The 19,637-nt window shown below is 71.1% G+C and carries 18 protein-coding genes, 1 tRNA gene and 2 pseudogenes; 4 read left to right on the forward strand and 17 right to left on the reverse strand.

The window, feature by feature from the left end; all coding sequences use genetic code 11:
- Nucleotides 1-9 precede the first annotated feature (9 nt).
- Genes QUE38_RS01095 through QUE38_RS01110 form a run of 4 tightly spaced genes read right to left on the reverse strand, consistent with a single transcriptional unit; the run spans nt 10 to nt 5,330 of the window.
- The gene (locus tag QUE38_RS01095; RefSeq protein ID WP_286309733.1) at nt 10-1,344 is read right to left on the reverse strand and encodes an ABC transporter substrate-binding protein; all 1,335 of its coding nucleotides are present in this window, start codon (nt 1,342-1,344) and stop codon (nt 10-12) included.
- Between the two features lie 49 nt (nt 1,345-1,393).
- The gene (locus QUE38_RS01100; RefSeq protein ID WP_286309734.1) at nt 1,394-2,332 is read right to left on the reverse strand and encodes a carbohydrate ABC transporter permease; all 939 of its coding nucleotides are present in this window, start codon (nt 2,330-2,332) and stop codon (nt 1,394-1,396) included.
- Nucleotides 2,329-3,276 carry a carbohydrate ABC transporter permease gene (locus tag QUE38_RS01105; RefSeq protein ID WP_286309735.1) on the reverse strand — a complete coding sequence of 316 codons (948 nt, stop codon included), beginning with the start codon at nt 3,274-3,276 and terminating at the stop codon, nt 2,329-2,331. Before QUE38_RS01105 ends, QUE38_RS01100 begins: the two co-directional genes overlap by 4 nt.
- Complete coding sequence (locus tag QUE38_RS01110) at nt 3,273-5,330, reverse strand: beta-galactosidase (RefSeq protein ID WP_286311595.1); 2,058 nt, start codon at nt 5,328-5,330, stop codon at nt 3,273-3,275. Before QUE38_RS01110 ends, QUE38_RS01105 begins: the two co-directional genes overlap by 4 nt.
- 160 nt (nt 5,331-5,490) lie before the next feature.
- Between QUE38_RS01110 and QUE38_RS01115 the strand changes: the two genes are divergently transcribed.
- Complete coding sequence (locus tag QUE38_RS01115) at nt 5,491-6,513, forward strand: LacI family DNA-binding transcriptional regulator (protein WP_286309736.1); 1,023 nt, start codon at nt 5,491-5,493, stop codon at nt 6,511-6,513.
- Between the two features lie 3 nt (nt 6,514-6,516).
- On the opposite strand, the gene QUE38_RS01120 is transcribed toward QUE38_RS01115, so the two are convergent.
- Nucleotides 6,517-7,023, reverse strand: coding sequence for a GNAT family N-acetyltransferase (locus QUE38_RS01120; RefSeq protein ID WP_286309737.1), 507 nt, complete (start codon nt 7,021-7,023; stop codon nt 6,517-6,519).
- Nucleotides 7,024-7,025: 2 nt separating this feature from the next.
- Nucleotides 7,026-7,301, reverse strand: coding sequence for a type II toxin-antitoxin system TacA family antitoxin (locus QUE38_RS01125; protein WP_286309738.1), 276 nt, complete (start codon nt 7,299-7,301; stop codon nt 7,026-7,028).
- Between QUE38_RS01125 and QUE38_RS01130 the strand changes: the two genes are divergently transcribed.
- Nucleotides 7,300-8,487, forward strand: a complete 1,188-nt coding sequence (locus tag QUE38_RS01130; protein ID WP_286309740.1) for a hypothetical protein — start codon at nt 7,300-7,302, stop codon at nt 8,485-8,487. The genes QUE38_RS01125 and QUE38_RS01130 overlap by 2 nt on opposite strands.
- A 16-nt stretch (nt 8,488-8,503) precedes the next feature.
- Here the strand turns inward: QUE38_RS01130 and QUE38_RS01135 are convergent, their stop codons facing one another.
- The 6 genes and pseudogenes from QUE38_RS01135 to QUE38_RS01160 all read right to left on the reverse strand — a co-directional run bounded on the left by QUE38_RS01135 (nt 8,504) and on the right by QUE38_RS01160 (nt 13,899).
- Nucleotides 8,504-8,809 (reverse strand): antibiotic biosynthesis monooxygenase family protein, encoded by a 306-nt coding sequence (locus tag QUE38_RS01135; protein WP_286309741.1) that lies wholly within the window; start codon nt 8,807-8,809, stop codon nt 8,504-8,506.
- 82 nt (nt 8,810-8,891) lie between these two features.
- Nucleotides 8,892-8,963: transfer RNA gene (locus tag QUE38_RS01140), tRNA-Gln, on the reverse strand.
- A gap of 120 nt (nt 8,964-9,083) precedes the next feature.
- Nucleotides 9,084-10,601, reverse strand: a complete 1,518-nt coding sequence (gene gltX / locus QUE38_RS01145) for a glutamate--tRNA ligase (RefSeq protein ID WP_286309742.1) — start codon at nt 10,599-10,601, stop codon at nt 9,084-9,086.
- A 65-nt stretch (nt 10,602-10,666) separates the two neighbouring features.
- A complete protein-coding gene (locus QUE38_RS01150) occupies nt 10,667-11,440 on the reverse strand; it encodes a fumarylacetoacetate hydrolase family protein (protein WP_286309743.1) in 774 nt (257 codons plus the stop codon).
- 74 nt (nt 11,441-11,514) lie between these two features.
- Nucleotides 11,515-12,621: a branched-chain amino acid aminotransferase gene (locus tag QUE38_RS01155; RefSeq protein WP_286309745.1), complete on the reverse strand. Its 1,107-nt coding sequence runs from the start codon at nt 12,619-12,621 to the stop codon at nt 11,515-11,517.
- A 28-nt stretch (nt 12,622-12,649) separates the two neighbouring features.
- Nucleotides 12,650-13,899 (reverse strand): annotated as a pseudogene (locus QUE38_RS01160) (3-isopropylmalate dehydrogenase).
- On the opposite strand from QUE38_RS01160, the gene QUE38_RS01165 reads away from it, so the two are divergent.
- A complete protein-coding gene (locus tag QUE38_RS01165) occupies nt 13,856-14,116 on the forward strand; it encodes a DUF6458 family protein (RefSeq protein ID WP_286309746.1) in 261 nt (86 codons plus the stop codon). The pseudogene QUE38_RS01160 and the gene QUE38_RS01165 sit on opposite strands and share 44 nt — an antisense overlap.
- A gap of 67 nt (nt 14,117-14,183) precedes the next feature.
- On the opposite strand, the gene QUE38_RS01170 is transcribed toward QUE38_RS01165, so the two are convergent.
- Complete coding sequence (locus QUE38_RS01170; RefSeq protein WP_286309747.1) at nt 14,184-15,782, reverse strand: MFS transporter; 1,599 nt, start codon at nt 15,780-15,782, stop codon at nt 14,184-14,186.
- 81 nt (nt 15,783-15,863) lie between these two features.
- Here QUE38_RS01170 and QUE38_RS01175 point away from each other — a divergent pair, with 81 nt between their 5' ends.
- On the forward strand, nt 15,864-16,406 hold the full coding sequence (locus QUE38_RS01175) for a TetR/AcrR family transcriptional regulator (protein ID WP_286309748.1): 543 nt from the start codon (nt 15,864-15,866) through the stop codon (nt 16,404-16,406).
- On the opposite strand, the pseudogene serA reads toward QUE38_RS01175, so the two are convergent.
- The 4 genes and pseudogenes from serA to QUE38_RS01195 all read right to left on the reverse strand — a co-directional run bounded on the left by serA (nt 16,396) and on the right by QUE38_RS01195 (nt 19,530).
- Nucleotides 16,396-17,984: pseudogene (serA, locus tag QUE38_RS01180) on the reverse strand (phosphoglycerate dehydrogenase). The gene QUE38_RS01175 and the pseudogene serA overlap by 11 nt on opposite strands.
- A 143-nt stretch (nt 17,985-18,127) precedes the next feature.
- On the reverse strand, nt 18,128-18,598 hold the full coding sequence (locus QUE38_RS01185; RefSeq protein ID WP_286309749.1) for a hypothetical protein: 471 nt from the start codon (nt 18,596-18,598) through the stop codon (nt 18,128-18,130).
- A complete protein-coding gene (locus tag QUE38_RS01190; protein WP_286309750.1) occupies nt 18,595-19,005 on the reverse strand; it encodes a hypothetical protein in 411 nt (136 codons plus the stop codon). Before QUE38_RS01190 ends, QUE38_RS01185 begins: the two co-directional genes overlap by 4 nt.
- A 126-nt stretch (nt 19,006-19,131) precedes the next feature.
- Entirely contained in the window at nt 19,132-19,530 is a 399-nt protein-coding gene (locus QUE38_RS01195) for a hypothetical protein (protein ID WP_286309751.1), read from the reverse strand.
- Nucleotides 19,531-19,637 lie beyond the last annotated feature (107 nt).

Genomic DNA, 19,637 nt, shown 5'->3' on the forward strand with positions numbered 1-19,637 from the left:
GAGCCGAAACTACTCCGCGACCGGGATGGACTGCGCCTGCATCGTCGCGATGGTCGACGCCTGCCCCTCGGCGAGCGCCTCCGACAGCGTGCTGCTGCCCGACGCCGCGGCCTTGAAGCCGTCGGACACGTCCGAGTAGGTCTGCGTCATGGTCGGACCCCAGACGAAGTCGGGGCTGACCTGCGACGCGGCCTCGGCGAAGACGTCGTAGATGGCCTGGCCGCCGTAGAACTCCACGCCCTCCTTCAGCACGGGCAGCTCGAGGCCGGCGGTGGTGGCCGGGTAGATCTGCGCCTGCTCGTTGAGGATCGTGAGCGACTCGTCGGAGGTGTTCAGCCAGAGCGCGAACTTCGCCGCCTCGTAGAGGTGGTCGGTGCCCTTGAAGACGGCGATCGACGAACCGCCCCAGTTGCCGGCGAGCGCATCGCCCGCGTTCCACTGCGGTGCGAGCGCGACCGACCAGTTGCCCGACGTGTCCGGCGCGCCCGACAGGATCGAGTTCGCACCCCACACGGCCGAGTTCCAGGTCCAGACCTCGCCCGAGTTGTAGGCGTTGTTCCACTCGTCGGTCCACGCCGGGTAGGTCGACACGAGGTCGTTCTCGATCAGGTCCTGCCAGTACGCGGCGACCTGCTCGGATGCGTCGCTCGTGAGCTCGACGGTCCACTCGTCACCGTCGTTGGCGAACCACTGGCCGCCCGCCTGCCAGACGAAGCCGGCGAACTGGTTGATGTCGGTCTGCGAGAAGTTGGTGATGTAGCCGCCCTGCTCGCGCACCTGCACCGCGGCGTCGCGGTACTCGTCCCAAGTGGTCGGCACGTCGATACCGGCCTCCTCGAACAGGTCGCTGCGGTAGAACAGCGCCATCGGGCCCTGGTCCTGCGGGATGCCGTAGGCCTGGTCGTCCGTGCCGAGCGAGACCTGCCCCCAGGTCCAGTCGAGGAACTGGTCCTGTGCGGCGACGACGTCGGCGCAGACCGCCAGGTCCTCCAAGCCGTCCTGCACGCGGAAGTTCGGCAGCGCGTCGTACTCGATCTGGCCGAGGTCGGGGGCGTTGCCCGCCTGCAGCTGGTTGAAGAAGTTCTGGTACGTGCCGGAGTTGCCGTTCGGGCCGGTCTGCACCTCGACCTGGATGTCGGGATTCTCGGCGTTCCAGGCCGCGACCGCGTCCTCGATGCCGGGGATCCAGCTGGTGAAGGTGAGCGTGACGTCCTCGCCGGCCGGCTCGCACGCGCCGGAGGCGGTGCTGTCGCTGCCCGTGTCGTCGCCGGCCGCACAGGCGGTCAGCACGAGTGCCGCGGACGTGAGCAGGGCTGCGGTGACCGCTCGTTTCGTGTGTCGCATGGTTTCCTCTTCTCGGTGGTGGGTGCCCGGATGCCCCCGGGCGGGTGCACTACTTCAGCGAGCCGGCGCCGAGTCCGGTACGCCAGTACCGCTGAAGCAGCAGGAAGGTGATGATCAGGGGGATGATCGACAGCAGCGACCCGACGAGCACGAAGGTGCGCAGCTCGGGGAACTGGTTGATCGTGGAGTTCCAGGCGTAGAGCCCGAAGGTCACCGGGAACAGCTCCTCGCTGCGCAGCATGATCAGCGGCAGGAAGAAGTTGTTCCAGATGGTCACGAACTGGAACAGGAACACGGTGATGAGCGCGGGGAACATCAGCCGGATCGAGACGGTGAAGAACGTGCGCACCTCACCGGCGCCGTCGAGGCGGCTCGCCTCGAGCAGTTCGTCGGGCACGGATGCCTCGGCGAAGACGCGCGCCAGGTAGACCCCGAACGGGCTGACCACGCTCGGCAGGAACACGGCCCAGAACGTGTCGGTGAGCTGCACGCGGCTGAACATGAGGAACAGCGGCAGCGCCAGCGCGGTCGCCGGCACGAGCACGCCGCCCAGCACGACGTTGAAGATCGTCTCCCGCCCGGGGAACACGTACTTCGCCAGCGCGTAGCCGCACATCGACGCGAGCACCGTCGCGACGACCGCGCCGAGTCCCGCGTAGAGCAGGCTGTTCAGGATCCAGCGCAGGTATACCCCGTCGCGGTACGCGAAGAGCGCACCGATGTTCTCGAACAGCTGGAAGTCGGCGAACCACAGCGGGTTGGTGCTGAACAGCTGGCCGCGGTCCTTGGTGGATGCCACGAGCAGCCACCAGATCGGCACCAGGAAGTACAGCGTGAAGACCGCCATGACGAGCATCGCGCCGGTGCGCGAGAGGATGCTCTCGCGGGGGCCGCGGCGGTTCGCGGGCGCTCCCCTGCCACGTGACGCGCCGCGCGGGTTGACCGCGCGCGAGGCGGAGGTGACGTCGGGTCCGATCGCGGCGCTCATGCGTCCGCTCCCTTCCGGCGGGTGAACCTGAGGAATGCGAACGAGAGCACGAAGGTCGCGAGCGCGAGCACGACCGAGAAGGCCGCCGCCAGCGAGACGTTCGGGATGGAACTCGTCGCGTAGATCGTCATGTTCGGCGTGTACGTGCTGGTGACCGCGGAGCTGAACGACCGGAAGGTCTGCGGCTCGGCGAGCAACTGGAGCGTGCCGATGATCGACAGCACAGCGGTCAGCACGAGCGCCGGCCGCACGAGCGGCACCTTGATCGACCACGCGATGCGGGCCTGGCCGGCGCCGTCGATGCGGGCCGCCTCGTAGATCTCCTGCGGGATGGCGAGCAGGGTCGAGTAGATGATCAGCATGTTGTAGCCGACGAACACCCAGGTGACGACGTTCGCGATCGCCCACAGCACGAAGTCGGCCGAGAGCAGGTCGACCCGGCTCGTGATCGCCTCGAACGGCGAGAGGTTGGGCGAGTACAGGAAGCCCCACATGATGGCCGCAATCACGCCGGGCACCGCGTACGGCGCGAAGAACGCGAGGCGGAAGAACTTCTTGCCGCGGACGAGCGGCGAGTCGAGCAGCAGCGCGAACAGCAGCGCCAGCCCGAGCATGACCGGCACCTGCACGACGCCGAAGAGCAGCATCCGCAGCACCGAGCCCCAGAACGCCTCGTTCTGGAACACCAGCGCGTACTGCTGGAAGCCGCCGAAGACTTCGCGCGCCTCGCCGAAGGTGCCGTCGCGCTCGACGACGAGCAGCGACTGCCAGACGGCGACGCCGATCGGGATCAGGTAGAAGAGGATGAACAGCACGGCGAACGGGGCGACGAACGCGACGATCGCCCACGGGTGCTGCACCCTCCGCCGTCGGGGCGGCGACGACGCGGTGCTCGCGCCGCGCGCGACGTCGCGTGCGGTCTCTGTGGTTCCGGGTGCGGTCATGCCGCGCCCTCCTCTCTCACTACGCGGACGGCTCCGGCGGGCACCTCGATGCGCCCGTCGACGACCGTTCCGGTCACGAGTTCGGCGCCGCGGGCGTCGATCGTGACGCCGTCGGTGCCGTGGTTGACGATGAATCGGTAGCTGCGGCCGTCGCCCACGCGGCGCGTGATCTCGACGTCGGCGGATGCCCCGGGCTCGCGCCGCACGCCTGCGGCGTCGACGATGCGCGCGGCGAACGCGCGCAGGTCGGCCGGGTCGAGCAGCGTGCCGAGGTACCAGGCGTCGCCCGAGCCGGGGCCGGCGGCCTCGGTGCGACGCGTGATCGCGGGCAGGCCGGCGGCGGGGCCGTCGGCGAACCGGTCGACGACGGTGGTGGCGTCGGTCACCCGCATCCGCTCGGCCCAGAGCGACGCACCGGCGCCGGAGTCGAGGGCGAGCGCGGTTCCGGGCAGCACCGGGGCGAACTCCTCGACGCGGATGCCGAGCAGGTCGCGCCATGCGCCGGGGTAGCCGCCCGGGCGCACGCGGTCGTGCTCGTCGACCACACCGCTGCCGAACGTGATGAGCGCGTGGGCGCCCGCGGCGACGGCGTCGTCGACCGTGCGCGCATCGGCGTCGCGCACGAGGTGCAGGCCCGGCACGACGACCAGCCGGTAGTCGGAGAGGTCGCTGCCCGGCCGAACCACGTCGGTGGCGACGCCGAGGTCGTGGAGCGCGCCGTACACGGCGTGCACGTGGTCGAGGTAGTCGAGCGCGTGGGTCGGCCGGTTCTCGGCGTCGTTCGCCCACCACGCCTCCCAGGCGAAGAGCACGGCGACATCGGATGCGACGCGGGTGCCCTGCACCTCGTCGAGGCGTGCGACCGCCGCACCGAGTTCGGTGACCTCGCGCCAGAGCGCGGAGTCGGGCCCGGCGTGCGGCACGAGCGCGGAGTGGAACTTCTCGGAGCCCTGCAACGAGGCGCGCCACTGGAAGAAGCACACGGCGTCGGCGCCGCGGGCCACGTGCGCGAGGGAGTTGCGCAGCATCTGGCCGGGCTCCTTCGCGAGGTTGACCGGCTGCCAGTTGACCGCTCCCGTCGAGTGCTCCATGAGCAGCCACGGCTCACCGCTCGCGAGCCCGCGGGTGAGGTCGGCCGCGAAGGCCAGCTCGGTGCGCGGTGCGCCGAGCCGGTGGTCGAGGTAGTGGTCGTTGGCGACGACGTCCATCTCGGGCGCCCACGACCAGTAGTCGAGGTCGCGGATGTGCGCGGTGACCATGAAGTTCGTGGTGACGGGCAGCGCGCTGTGGCGGCGGATCACCTCGGCCTCGGCGCGGTGGTGCTCGAGCAGTGCGTCGGAGGCGAAGCGGTGGAAGTCGAGCACCTGGCCGGGGTTGCGGCTCGAGACGGTGAGGCGCGGGGTGAGGACCTCGTCCCAGTCGGTGTAGCGCTGGCTCCAGAAGCTGGTGCCCCAGGCGCGGTTGAGCTCGTCGATCGTGCCGTGCTGCTCGCGCAGCCAGCGGCGGAAGGCGCGTGTGCTCTCGTCGCAGTGGCAGCGCGCGTTGTGGCAGCCCAGCTCGTTCGAGACGTGCCAGAGGGCGACGGCGGGGTGGTCGCCGTAGCGCCGGGCGACGGCGTCGACGAGGGCGAGCGCGTAGCGGCGGAACACGGGCGAGCTCGGGCACCACGCCTGGCGGCCGCCCGGGTAGCGGGTCGTGCCGTCGGCCATCACGGGGAGGATCTCGGGGTGTCGCGCGGTGAGCCACGGGGGCGGAGACGAGGTGCCGGTGCCGAGGTTGACGCGGATGCCCGCTGCATGGAGCAGCTCGATCACCTCGTCGAGCGCGCGGAAGTCGACGTCGCCGTCGGGGCCCTGGAGCCACGCCCAGCCGAAGATGTTCACGGCGACCAGGTCGACGCCCGCCTCGCGCATGAGCGCGACGTCCTCGCGCCAGACCGACGGATCCCACTGCTCGGGGTTGTAGTCGCAGCCGAAGGCGATGCCCTGGTGCACGAACCGCGGGCGTTCTGTGGCAGGCGCGGCATCGGCCAGCGGCGGGGTTAGCGCCGGCATCGTCGCGAGGTGCTCCACGGTGCTCCCGGTGATCGTCGTTGATTCTGTGAACGTGCACACATTCGGTCGATCTTCATCGGGGCGGAGAAATGTGTGAACGTGCACAGACTGCCAGCCCGCCTCCCCCGTGTCAAGCCGCTGCGCCGCTACAGTGGGTCGCATGACGACGAAGCCGGGGCGTTCGAAGCGGGCCACCGTGCACGACGTCGCGCTCGAGGCGGGCGTCTCGCGCGGCACCGTGAGCCGCTACGTCAACGGCGAGCGCTACGTCTCCGCGGCCGCGCGCGAGGCGATCGAGGCCGCGATCGCGAAGGTCGGCTACGCGCCGAACACGGCCGCCCGCAACCTCGTCATGCAGCGCACGCAGGCCGTCGGCCTCATCGTGCACGAGCCGCACTCGCTGTTCGTCGAGGACCCGAACATCGGCGAGATCCTCCTCGGCGCCAACACGCGGCTCTCCGAGGCCGACCACCAGATGGCCGTGCTCATCGTCGACACCGAGCGCGACACCGACCGCGTCGCACGGTACCTCTCGGGCGGCCTCGTCGACGGCGTCATCATCGTCTCGGCGCGGGCCGACGACCCCGTCACCCGGGTGGTCGAGCGCCTGCAGCTCCCCGCCGCGTACGTCGGGCACCCGCCCGGCGCGGCCGGCTCCGCGTCGTTCGTCGTGATCGACAACCGCGGCGCGGCCGCCACGATCACCGGCCGGCTCGCCGACACCGGCCGGACGCGCATCGGCATGATCGCCGCCGCGCTCGACCGCGACTCGGGCGCCGACCGGCTCGCCGGGTTCCGCGAGGCCCTCGGCGACGCGTTCGACGAGACGCTCGTCGAACCCGTGCCCCTGTACTCGTACTCGGCGGGACGCGACGGCATGCGTCGCCTGCTCGAGCGCGCGCCCGACCTCGACGGGCTCTTCGCGGCATCCGACGCCGTCGCCGCCGGGGCCATCGAGGCGATCAAGGAGTCGGGCCGCCAGGTGCCCGGCGACATCGGCGTCGTCGGGTTCGACGACAGCGCCTGGGCGCTGCGCACCACCCCCGCGCTCTCGACCGTGCGCCAGCCGGCCGCCGTCCTCGGCGCCGAAGCCGCGCGCCTCGTGCTCGCGCAGCTCCAAGGGGACGCACCACCTGCCGAGACCCAGATCGACTGCGACATCGTCTGGCGCGAGTCGGCCTGAGCGTCAGCGCAGCTCGGCTACGGTCGCCCTGATGTCCTTCATGAGCACGTACAGGCATCGGCGGGAGTCGGGCATCAGCACGAACCCCCAGCGTTCAGTGAACGAGACGGCGGCGTCGTCGATCGCGTCGACGACGATCGCACGCGCACCGACCGAATCGGCCGCCGCCACGCATCGCAGCATGGCGTCCTGCAGCAGCGATGCCCCGAGCCCTCGCCCCTGATCACGGGAGTCGACCGCGAGGCGGCCGAGGAGGATCACCGGGATCGGGTCGGGTGTGTTGCGCCGGAGCCTCGACGGCGTGCGGTGGTGCACGAGTGCATGCGTCGAGACGGCGTAGTAGCCCGCGATACGTTGCTCGCCGGCGACGCAGCTCACGAACGTGCGCGACGACCCATTGCGCTCGTTGCGCCGGGCGACTCGTGCGAGCCAGTCGTCGAGACTCGGCTCGCCGCAGTCGAAGCCGTCGAGCGCGTCGTCGTCCCCGATGGGGCGCGGACGAAGGTACACGCTCAGTCGACGAACACCGATGGCCGCTGCAGCAGCTCTGCGAGCTGCTGTACCGGCTGAGCCGGCCGCTCGAGCAGGGTGCTGAACTCCGACCAGGCGAGGTCGGACATGCGGAGTTCATGCTCGGCACGGATCACCTCGCGCGCCTGCTCGACCAGGAAGCTGACCGAGAAGTCGGTGACTGTGCGCCCGGAGAGCTGCGCGGCCTGCTCGATCGCAGCCTTCTGCTCCTGGGTGAGGCGAAGCTCGAGTCGTTGGTTCTTCGCTGCGGCGGGCATGGCAGCGAGTGTACGGCAATCTGCCGTACAGATCGAGACTTCGCCACATCAGGGTGCGACTGGCCCACTGTGGACAACCCGATTCCGGCCTGCGGTCGGCGCGAGGATGCATGACATGCCCCCGGAGCCGAGTTCGTCGCCCCTCGCACGTCTCACCGGACGACTCGGTCTGCCGAAGCGGACGCGCATCGCAACCGTCGCCGGAGCGACGGCGATCGTCCTCACGGCGGTGGCGCTCCCGATCACCGCAGTCGCGATCGACCGGCATGAGCGGCAGGTCGCGATCGAGCTCGAGCAGCGCGAGGCGGCCGCCGAGCGACGCACCGCTGCCGAGGTCGCCGTGGCGGTCACCGCGGTGAAGCAGGAGGCTCGCGCGTTCGATGCGGGATTCGAGGGCCTCAGCGACGAGTACTCCGCGGTTCTGGGCGAGGAGGAGGCCGCGGCGTTCGAAGCGGCCCGCGCCGCGCTGGCCGAGGCGATCGCCGACGGCGGCGAAGCGGAGGTGTCGGCTGCGGTCGGGGCACTCACCGGGGCGTTCGAGGCCCTTCTGGCGAGTGTGGAGCACCGGGTGGCAGCGATCATCGAAGCGAATCCGCTCGCAGGTGACGACGCCACGGCGGCACTGACGGCCTCGGTACAGGGACTCGGCGAGGCCGTCGACGCCTGGGCCGCCCTCGAGCCGGTCGGTGCCGCTGCGGACGCCGTCCGCGCGTCGCAGGACGCCGCGGCGAAGGCAGCAGCAGAGGCCGCAGCGGAAGCCGAGCGGCGACTCGCCGCCGGGGCGCCCAGCGGCGACGTGCCCATCGCCGGCGACGGGGTCCCGCCCAGCTACGTCCCGATGGGGTGGGGAGGCTCGGAGCCCGCCGTGATGGAGCTCGAGCCGGTGGGCGGACTCGACGGGCTCAACCACTGCGGCCCCGGCGATGCCGGGACGACCCGGTACGTCGAGATGACGTGGGAGGCGCGCCCGGGCAATACGGTCGACATCCACTACGCCGTCACGAACGCCGACGTGCGCGCGACCTCCGGGTTCGTCCAGCTCGTGTCGAACGGCCCCGAGCGGGGAACGGTCATGGTCCCCCGGCCCTGCTCCGAGGACGAAGCCGAGGCGACCCTCCTCACCGTCGACGCGTACGCGTCGAACGAGTGGGGAACGTCGTACGCGTTGTCGTGGTCGGGCATCTGAGCCTCGCCGGCGTCGCCTACACCCGGTGCACGTCAACGAAATGCTCGACCGCCGGGAACGGGCTGTAGAACCCATGCAGCAGGTCGCGCCATCGCGTGTACTCGGGCGACCCGCGGAACCCGACCTCATGCGCCTCGACCGACTCCCAGTGCACGAGCAGCAGGTACGCGTTCGGCGTCTCGATCGAACGCGACAGGCGCAGGTCGACGAACCCGGGCATCGACGAGATGATTGAGATGATTCCGGATGCCTCGGCGAACGCCGCCTCGAATGCGGCCTCCCGGCCCGGCACGACGGACAGGACGGCGTGCTCCAGGATCATCGCAACAGCGTATCGATCGAGTCGCAGTCCGGGCTCCTCGCAGAAACACGAAAACCCCCGCCTGAGCGGGGGTTCTTCACTGCTGGGGTACCTGGACTCGAACCAAGAACAACTGAACCAGAATCAGCCGTGTTGCCAATTACACCATACCCCAATGGCCCAGACCGCAGCCCGAGCCCGGCTCGAACCGAAGCCCGAACCGACATGCAACTCTAGCCCAGACTCGCGCCCCGGGCAAAACCGAGCGAGCGCGCCGGGCGCGCCGCGCGCCCGGTCACCCTGCGAGGTGCGCGCGCAAGCGCTCGATGCGCGCGAGCGACTCGTCGCGACCGAGGATCTGCATCGACTCGAACAGCGGCGGCGACACCCGCCGGCCCGAGATCGCGGTGCGCACCGCGCCGAACGCGAGGCGTGGCTTCAGGCCCAGCCCCTCGACCAGAGCACCGCGCAGCGCCTGCTCGATCTGGTCGTGCGTCCACTCGGCCGCGGGGATGCGCACGAGCGCCTCCCCCGCCGCTGCCAACGTCGCGGGCGCGTCCTCCTTCAGCGCGGCGAGCGCGTCGTCGGCGAACGGCAGCCCGGCGGCATCCGTGAACAGGAAGCCCAGCATGCCCGGCGCCTCCCCCAGAAGCCCGATGCGCTCCTGCACCAGCGGGGCGGCCTCGGCGAGCACCGCCTCCTGCGCGGGCGAGATGGGCGTCTCGACGAGCCCGGCGGCCTGGAGGTAGGGCACGGTTCGGCCCGCGAAGTCGGCGACGTCGAGCGCGCGCAGGTGGTCGCCGTTGATCGCCTCGGCCTTCTTCAGGTCGAAGCGCGCGGGGCTCGGGTTCACGTCGTGCACGTCGAACGCCTCGACGAGCTCGGCGCGGCTGAACACGTCGCGGTCGGCCGAGAAGCCCCAGCCGAGCAGCGCCAGGTAGTTCACGAGGCCCTCGGGAATGAACCCGCGGTCGCGGTGGTGGAACAGGTTCGACTCGGGGTCGCGCTTCGAGAGCTTCTTGTTGCCCTCGCCCATGACGTACGGCAGGTGCCCGAACTGCGGCACGAACGAGGTCACGCCGATGTCGATGAGCGCGTGGTACAGCGCGATCTGGCGGGGCGTCGACGACAGCAGGTCCTCGCCGCGCAGCACGTGGGTGATGCCCATGAGCGCGTCGTCGATCGGGTTCACGAGCGTGTACAGCGGGGCGCCGTTCGGGCGCACCACGACGAAGTCGATCGTCGAACCAGCGGGGAACGCGATGTCGCCGCGCACGAGGTCGGTGAACGACAGGTCGGCGTCGGGCACGCGCAGGCGCAGCGCGGGCGAGCGGCCCTCGGCGCGGAACGCGGCCCGCTGCTCCTCGGTCAGGTCGCGGTCGAAGTTGTCGTAGCCGAGCTGCTTCGGGCGGCCGTTGGCCTCGTTGCGGGCGTCGATCTCCTCGGCGTTCGAGTAGCTCTCGTAGAGGTGGCCGGCGGCGAGCAGGCGCTCGATGATCTCGCGGTAGATCTCGCCGCGCTGCGACTGGCGGTACGGGCCGTGCGGGCCGCCGGTCTCGACGCCCTCGTCCCAGTCGAGGCCGAGCCAGGTCAGCGCGTCGATGAGCTGGCCGTAGCTCTCCTCGCTGTCGCGGGCCGCGTCGGTGTCCTCGATGCGGAACACGAAGGTGCCGCCGGTGTGGCGCGCGTACGCCCAGTTGAACAGGGCCGTGCGCACGAGGCCCACGTGGGGCGTGCCGGTCGGCGAGGGGCAGAACCGCACGCGGACGTCAGCGCCGGTGGCGGTCGAGAAGGGGTGGGAGGTGTCGCTCATCGCCCTCCATGTTAGGGCGCGCGAGACCTCGCCGAGAACGGCCAGCGGATGCCCCCGCGAGCGGATCAGCCCGCGCTGCGGACCGGGTTGCCGAGCGTGCCGATGCCCGGCACCTTCACCTCGACGCGATCGCCGTCGACGATCGGGCCCACGCCCGCGGGCGTGCCCGTGAGCACGAGGTCGCCGGGCAGCAGCGTGAACGCGGCCGACGCGTACGCGATCACGTCGGCGATGGAGTGCACCATCAGGTCGAACGTGCCGTGCTGCTTGCGCTCGCCGTTGACGAGCGTCTCGATCTCGCCCGCCGACACGTCGAACTCGGTCTCGATGACCGGCCCGACGGGGCAGAACGTGTCGAAGCCCTTCGCGCGGGCCCACTGCCCGTCGGTCTTCTGCAGGTCGCGCGCGGTCACGTCGTTCGCGACCGTGTAGCCGAAGATCACGTCATCGGCGTCCTCGGCCGCCACGTTCCGGGCCACCCGGCCGATCACCACTGCGAGCTCGCCCTCGAAGTCGATGCGCTCGCTCTGCGGGGGCAGCACGATCGCGTCGCCCGGGCCGATCACCGACGTGTTCGGCTTGAAGAACAGCAGCGGCTCGGTCGGCGCCTCGTTGCCGAACTCCGCGGCGTGCTCGTGGTAGTTGCGGCCGACGGCGACGACCTTCGACCGCGGGATCACGGGCGCCAGCAGCGCCACCTCGCCGAGCGGCACGCGCTCTCCGGTCGGGTCGTACCCTGCGAACATCGGATCGCCCTTGAGGACGACCAGCTCGCGCTCCTCCTCGTCGACGATCCCGAACGTGATGGCTCCACCGTGGCTGAAACGCGCGATCTTCACGCGTTCAGCCTACAAGCGGGCATGACGAGGGCGAGCGGATGCCCCGGGGCATCCGCTCGCCCTGCATCGAACCGTCAGGCGTCGAGGCGCAGCATCCAGCCGTGGCGGTCCTCGCGGCGCCCGTACTGGATGTCGGTGAGCTCCTCGCGAAGCGACATGGTGAGCTCGCCCGCGGCCGCCGACGGCGAGCCGATGGTGAAGTCCTCGGCGACGATCTGGCCGATCGGCGTGATCACCGCGGCGGTGCCGCACGCGAACGACTCGACGATGTCGCCCGATGCCGCGCCCTCGCGCCACTCGTCGATCGTGACCTTGCGGCGCTCGACCGTGTGCCCGCGGTCGGCCGCGAGCTGCAGCACCGAGTCGCGCGTGATGCCCTCGAGGATGGAGTCCGACTCGGGCGTGACCAGCGTGCCGTCGCGGTACACGAGGACCACGTTCATGCCGCCGAGCTCCTCGACGTACTCGCCGTCGCGCAGGAACAGCACCTGCTGGCAACCCTTCTCGGCGGCCTCGGCCTGCGGCAGCAGGCTCGAGGCGTAGTTGCCGCCCGTCTTGGCCGCGCCCGTACCGCCCTTGCCCGCGCGGGCGTAATTCGTCGACAGCCAGATCGACACCGGCGCGATGCCGCCGTGGAAGTAGGCACCGGCGGGGCTCGCGATGAGGTAGTACGCCACCTTCTGCGCGGGTCGCACGCCGAGGAACGCCTCCTTGGCGAACATGAACGGCCGCAGGTAGAGGCTCGTCTCGGGGGCGCTCGGCACCCAGGCACCGTCGACCGCGATCATCTGGCGGATCGACTCGATGAAGTACTCCGTCGGCAACTCCGGCAGCGCCAGCCGGCGAGCCGAGCGCTGCATGCGCGCGGCGTTCTCGGCCGGGCGGAAGCTGTGGATCGACCCGTCGGCGTGGCGGTACGCCTTCAGCCCCTCGAAGATCTCCTGCCCGTAGTGCAGCACCGCGGCGGCCGGGTCGAGCTGGATCGGCCCATACGGCTGCACCCGCGGACGGTGCCAGCCGCCATTCGCCGACCAGCAGATGTCGACCATGTGGTCGGTGAACTGCTGGCCGAAGCCCGGCGCGGCGAGGATCGCGTCGCGTTCGGCATCGGTCTTGGCGTGCTCGTTCGGCGTCACCTGGAACTGGAGTCCCTGGTCGGCCATGGGGAGGTGGATCGTCATCGCGGTTCCTTCGTCGAGGGGTGCGTGTCTAGTCTGCGCTGATTCGCCCGAGGATGGCATCCCCCACCTCGGAGGTGGAGCGCTGCGCCCCGGCGCGTTCGGCGATGTCGGCGGCGACCGCGCGCTGCACGCGCCCCGCGGCATCCGGCAGACCGAGGTGGTCGAGCAGGAGCGCCACTGACAGGATTGCGGCGGTCGGGTCGGCGATGCCCTTCCCGGCGATGTCCGGAGCCGAACCGTGCACCGGCTCGAACATGCTGGGGTACCGACCGTCGGGGTTGATGTTGCCCGAGGCGGCGAGGCCGATGCCGCCGCTGATCGCGGCGGCGAGATCCGTGAGGATGTCGCCGAAGAGGTTGTCCGTGACGATGACGTCGAATCTAGCAGGATCGGTGACGAGGAAGATCGTCGCCGCGTCGACGTGCAGGTAGTCCACCGAGACCTCGGGGAACTCCTCCGCGATGCGGTCGACCGTGCGCTTCCAGAGCGAGCCGGCGAAGACGAGCACGTTGGTCTTGTGCACGAGCGTGAGCTTCTTGCGGTCGCGAGCGGATGCCACGCGGAACGCGTGTCGCACGACCCGCTCGACGCCGTACGCGGTGTTCACCGACACCTCGTTGGCGACCTCCGCCGGGGTGCCGACGCGGATGGCGCCGCCGTTGCCGACGTACGGACCCTCGGTGCCCTCCCGCACGACGACGAAGTCGACGTCGCCCGGGTCGGCGAGGGGCTCTGCACGCCCGGGTAGAGCACCGACGGGCGGAGGTTCACGTAGTGGTCGAGCGAGAACCGGAGGCGCAACAACAGGCCGCGCTCGATGTTCGCGCCCGCGAGACGCGGGTCGCCCGGCTTCCCGCCGACGGCGCCGAGCAGGATGGCGTCGTGGCCGGCGATCGAGGTGAGGTCGGCATCGGTCAGCACGTCGCCCGTCTCGAGGTAGCGGGCGGCGCCGAGCGAGAACTCGGTGCGCTCCAATGCGACGTCCTCGCCCGCGATCGCGGAGTCCAGCGCGCGCAGCGCCTGCTCGACGACTTCGGGTCCGATTCCATCGCCCGGGATGACGGCGAGCCTGACGGTGCGGGGCATGGTACTCCTTCTCCTTCGATGATTTCCAGCGTACTGTCCGAATCCGTTCGGCTCGCTAGAGTGACGTCGTCTCAGCGATCCTCCCCGGATCGCGAGCCGGTCACGGCCGAAATGCGGCCGCGGCCACGAAGAGAGGAGCACGCTGCACATGAGCATCGGACTCGGAATCGTCCTGTTCGCGATCGGGGCCATCCTGGCCTTCGCGCTGAACGTCGCCGTCGACTGGATCAACCTCGCGATGGTCGGCTACATCCTCATGGCCGCCGGCGCGGTCGTGATCATCATCGGCATCGTGCTGATGGCACGCCGCCGCACCGCGTCGTCGACCTCGAGCACCACGGTCGACCCCGCCACGGGCAACAAGGTGACGCGGACGGAGCAGTCGGCTCCCGGACCCGACGAGGTCTGACCGCCTTCTCGACGACGGGCCGGGCGTTCGCGCCCGGCCCGTCGTGATTCCCCCGGTCTTCGGTTCGTCAGTCGGCGCCGTCGGTCTCGCGCAGCGTCGTCGCGGCGACCACGAGCGCGGCCAGCATGAGCCCGACCCCGATGAATGCGGTCACCGCGATGCCCGACTCGAAGGCATGGGCGGCGGATGCCGCGAGCTCGGCGCCGACCGCACCGCCGGCCTGGTCGGCTGCGCCCATCGCCCCCGCGAGCGTCTCCCCCGCGGCATCCGCTGCACCCGCCTCGAGCCCGTCGGGCACAACGAGCACCTGGCGGTAGTGCGCGGTGAGGATGCTGCCGAGCACCGCAGTGCCGAGCACCGCGCCCAGCTCGTAGGCGGTCTCGGACACCGCCGAGGCGGCACCGGCGCGGTTCGCCGGCGCGGTCGTCAGCACGAGCTCGTTCGAGACCGTCTCGGCCGCGCCGATGCCCACGCCGAGCAGCACGAACGCGAGCGTGATCGCGGGCACCGAACGCGCGTCGGCGGTGAGCGCGACGATCAGGTACCCCGTCGCCGAGAGGGCGAGCCCGGCGGGCACGACGATGCGCGGGTGCACGCGCCGCGCGACCGGCACCACCAGGAGGCCGCTCGCGATCATCGCGGCGAGCCCCGGCACGAGCACGAACGCGGCCGAGACCGGGTCGAGGCCCATCACGAGCTGCAACTGCTGCGACACGAAGTAGAGGAAGCCGACGAGCGCGATGACGCTCAGCAGGTTGACGAGCACCGCGCCGCCGAACGCGCCGCGGCGGAACAGTCGCACGTCGAGCATGGGCGTGCGGGCCCGCAGCTGGCGGCGCACGAACCAGACGCCCGCGACGACGCCGATCGCGATGAGCGCGAACGGCAACGGGGCGAGCCCGTCGGTGGCGAGCAGCTTGATGCCGGCGACGACCGGCAGCATCGCAGCGAGCGAGAGCACGATCGCGAGCGCATCGACGGGGCCGGGTGCGGGGTCGCGGCTCTCGTCGATCAGGATCGGCGCGAGCACGAGCAGCGGCACGAGCACGGGCACGGCGAGGAGGAACACCGAGCCCCACCAGAAGTGCTCGACGAGCAGCCCGCCGACGATGGGGCCGAGTGCGGCGCCGGCGGCGAAGCCCGACGCCCAGATCGCGATCGCGAGGCGGCGCTCCTCGCGCACCGTGAAGGTCGAGCGGAGCAGGCTGAGCGTCGACGGCATGAGCATGGCGCCGAAGAACCCGAGGGTCGCCCGCGCCGCGATGAGCGCCTCGGCGGTCGGCGCGAACGCCGCCGCGATCGAGACGAGCGCGAACCCGGTCGAGCCGATCAGCAGCAGGCGACGGCGGCCGAACCGGTCGCCGATGCCGCCCATGGCGACGAGCAGGCCCGCGAGCACGAGCGGGTAGGCGTCGATGATCCAGAGTTGGCCGGCCGCAGTGGGGGCGAGCGCCGCGGAGATCTGCGGCAGCGCGAAGCCGAGCACGGTGTTGTCGACCGAGACGAGCAGCACGGGCAGCATGAGCACAACCAGCGCGGCCCAGCGTCGCGACCGGCCGCGCGTCGGCTGCGAGGCATCCGCCCCGCCCCGACCCGTCGCCGTCGCGTCCTGTTCACCGCGTCCCGTGCGCACCACGGCGACCGCTCCGGTCGTCACCCCGGTCATTTCCCGCTCCTCGTTCGTTTACCGTCCAGCCGGTATAGTAACAGATCCGACGACGAATGCTCCCCCGCTACGATCGACCACATGGCCCGACCGCCCAGCGCCCGCGAAGCCGTGCTCGACGCGTTCGAGCGCATCCTCATCGACGACGGCGAGCGGGCGGCCACGCTCGAGGCGACCGCGCGCGAGGCCGGCGTCTCGAAGGGCGGCCTGCTCTACCACTTCGGCACCAAGGAGGCGCTCGTCGACGGGCTCGTCGCGCGCCTCGACGCGCTCGTCGACGACGACGTGGCCGCCATCGCCGATGCGCCCGAGGGCGCGATCGCGCACTACCTCCGCTCATCGGTCGCGACCGGCTCGCCGCTCGATCGGGTCATCGTCGCCACCGCGCGCCTCGCGCAGGGCGGCCACCCGACCGCGCAGGCCGCGCTGCGCACCGTGCGCCTGCGCTGGCTCGCGACCCTCGACCCGCACGTGACCGACCCGACGCTCGCGCTCGCGATCTCGCTCATCGGCGACGGGCTGTACTTCAACTCCGCGCTCGGCGGCGAGGCCGACGACTCGATCGGGCGCGACGAGGTCGACGCGATCGTGGCGCTCGTGGAGCGGCTCGCGACTACTCGGTGATCTCGATCGCCACGATCGTGTCGGCGTCGATCGCGGTGCCGACGTGCTCGATGACCTCGGCCGGCACCGGCGAGTCGACCGTCAGAACGCTGAGCGCCTGGCCCCCGCCTCGTGGCGCGCGATCTGCATGCCCGCGATGTTGATGCCCGACTCGCCGAACTCGCGACCGTAGACCGCGACGATGCCGGGGCGGTCGGTGTAGAGCATGACGATCAGGTTCTCCGCCAGCGGCACCTCGATCTCGTAGCCGTTGATGCCGACGAGCTTCTCGGTCTGCTTCGTACCGGTGAGCGTGCCCGACACCGACACCTGCGTGCCGTCGGCGAGCGCACCGCGGATCGAGATGACGTTGCGGTACTCCGGGCTCTCGGACTCGGTGATGAGGCGCACGGCGATGCCGCGCTGCTCGGCGAGCACCGGCGCGTTCACGTACGACACGGTCTCGCTGACCACGTTCGTGAAGATGCCCTTGAGCGCCGCGAGCTTCAGCACGCTCACGTCGTAGTCGACGAGCTCGCCGCGCACCTCGATGTCGACGGCGGTGAGCGAGCCGGTCGCGAGGCCGGAGAAGATCTGGCCGAGCTTCTCGACCAGCGGGATGCCGGGGCGCACGTACGGGTCGATGACGCCGCCCGCGACGTTCACCGCGTCGGGCACGAGCTCGCCCGCGAGCGCCAGGCGCACCGACTTCGCGACCGACACGCCGGCCTTCTCCTGCGCCTCGCCGGTCGACGCGCCGAGGTGCGGGGTGACGACCACGTTCGGCAGGGCCAGCAGCGGCGACTCGCGCGGCGGCTCGCTCACGAACACGTCGAGGCCCGCGCCGGCGATGGTGCCGGCGACGAGCGCGTCGTGCAGCGCCTGCTCGTCGATCAGCCCGCCGCGTGCGACGTTCACGATGTACGAGGTCGGCTTCATGAGCGCCAGCTGCTCGGTGCCGATCATGCCCGTGGTCTCGGGGGTCTTCGGCATGTGGATCGTGATGAAGTCGCTGCGCTCGAGCAGTTCCTCGAGCGAGACCGTCTGCACGCCGAGCTGCTGGGCGCGCGCCGACGTGATGTACGGGTCGTACGCGATGACCTCGACGCCGAACGCCTGCAGGCGAGCGGTGATGAGCGCGCCGATGCGGCCGAGGCCGATGATGCCGACGGTCTTCTCGTAGAGCTCGGTGCCGCTGTACGCCGAGCGCTTCCACTCGCCGACCGCGAGCGCCGCGTGGGCGGCGGGGATGTTACGGGCGAGGCTCAGGATGTGGCCGACCGTGAGTTCGGCCGCCGAGATGATGTTCGACGTCGGGGCGTTCACGACCATGACGCCGGCCTGCGTCGCCGCCTTGATGTCGACGTTGTCGAGCCCCACGCCGGCGCGCGCGATGACCTTCAGGTTCGGAGCGGCGGCGATCGCCTCGGCGTCGACCTTCGTCGCGGAGCGCACGAGGAGGGCGTTCGCGTCGGCGAGCGCGGACAGCAGCGCCGGACGGTCGGTGCCGTCGACCGAGCGGATCTCGAAGTCGGGCCCGAGGGCGTCGACGGTGGCGGGCGAGAGTTCTTCGGCGATCAGGACGACCGGTCGTGACACGGATGGATCCTTCGTGGTGATGAGCGAGACGCGAGGAGACGGCTCGGCGTCGCGCGGCGGCGGCCGGCCAGCATCACTCTAGCGGAGCGTGCGGAAGCGCCCGAAACGCATGACGCCGGGCTTCGCCGGACGGGTTCTACGGGCTACTCGCCGAGGTCGAGTCCGCCGAAACCGAGGAGCACCTCGAGGTCGAGCTGCACCACCTGCACGAGGGCCCACCCGGTGAGGAACAGCAGCAGCACGCCGAGCGGACCGCGCCGGCGCGCCAGCCAGAACGCGCCGGCGTAGGCCGCGAGCGGCACCAGCAGCCCGATCACGAGCACGGTGAGGCCCCACGTGCTGATCGAGACGCCGAGCGCGGCAGCCAGCTGCCCGACGCCGACGAAATTGCCGACCCCCTCCCAGAGGTCGTACGCGTAGAGGAGGCCGAACACGCCGGCGACGACGGCGAACACCCAGCGGGACGCGGCGCGCGAGGCGGGTGCGGGGGCGTCGTGCTCCGGGGCAGTCGACGTTTCGGGGGCATCCGTCGCTTCGGGGGCATCCGTCGCTTCGGGGGCATCCGTCGCCCTCGTGGCCTCCGACCCCAACTCGTTGCCGTTCGCCGCGCTCATGCGAGCCCTCCCTCGAACACGAACGGCAACGGTGCCAGCACCAGCACGCCCGCCAGGAGCCACCACAGCCGCGCGCGGCCGCGCGCCAGCAGCAGCACGCAGGCGAACCACAGCGGCGCCGAGACCACGGCCAGCCACCGGCCGACGTCGTACATGACCTGGGCGACCGGGTCGGCGAAGGCCGGCCCCGGCTGCAGGGCGGAGAGCGCCCAGCCCGCCGAGTACAGCAGGAAGACGCCCGCGAACACGCCGAACAGCACGAGCGTCGTGGCGCTCATGGCCGGTTCGTCGGGCTCATCGGGCGCCTGCTGCACGAGGGCGGGCTCGCCGACGGGCTTCCACCCGGGTGCGAGCTCGGCGTCCTCGTCGCCCGCCCAGTGCAGGGCGTCGTCGTCGGATCGGGTCATGCCCACGACGATAGCGGTCGCGGGCTGCCGAGTACTGACTGAGGGCGGTCCCTCCGTCCGAGTGCTGGAGGAATCGCCCTCACCCGAAGGAACCGCCCTCGGAGGACGTACCGCGGGCGTGGTCGATCAGCACGAGACCCCGATCAGGCGCTCTGCCGTGTCGGCGGTCACGAGCGGCCGCTGCGCGAGCGCGAGTGCCGCGCACTCCTTCAGGCTGCGCGCCGTGCGGCCGGTCTCGGCGGCGAGGCGCTGCTCGATGCGGTCGGCCGGCAGCCCCGAGTACTCCTCGGCGAGCGCCCGGCGGTGCTCGACCTCCTGGAGGATGGCCTGCTCGAGGCGGTCTGCGGGGGCGAGGTGCGAGACGTAGGCGGGTCGAGCCGCCTGCCCGCCGCCCGACCCCGGCGCCTGCGGACCGGTCGCGCCGGCGCCGCAGGCGGTGACCGCGAGCGCGACGCTCGCTGCAAGTGCGATCCCGGCCGAGGCGCGAACGGTGCGAGCCCGGCGGATCCCGTTTCGAGTGTTCATGATGCTCCCTTCGGCCGGAACCGTTCCGGCGAATGGTTCCACGCTCGCAATCGCGGATATCGGTGGACGATCGGCCGATATCCATGCGATATCCGCGCGAACCGGGC

This window comes from Agromyces mangrovi (assembly GCF_030296695.1).
Taxonomy (GTDB): domain Bacteria; phylum Actinomycetota; class Actinomycetes; order Actinomycetales; family Microbacteriaceae; genus Agromyces; species Agromyces mangrovi.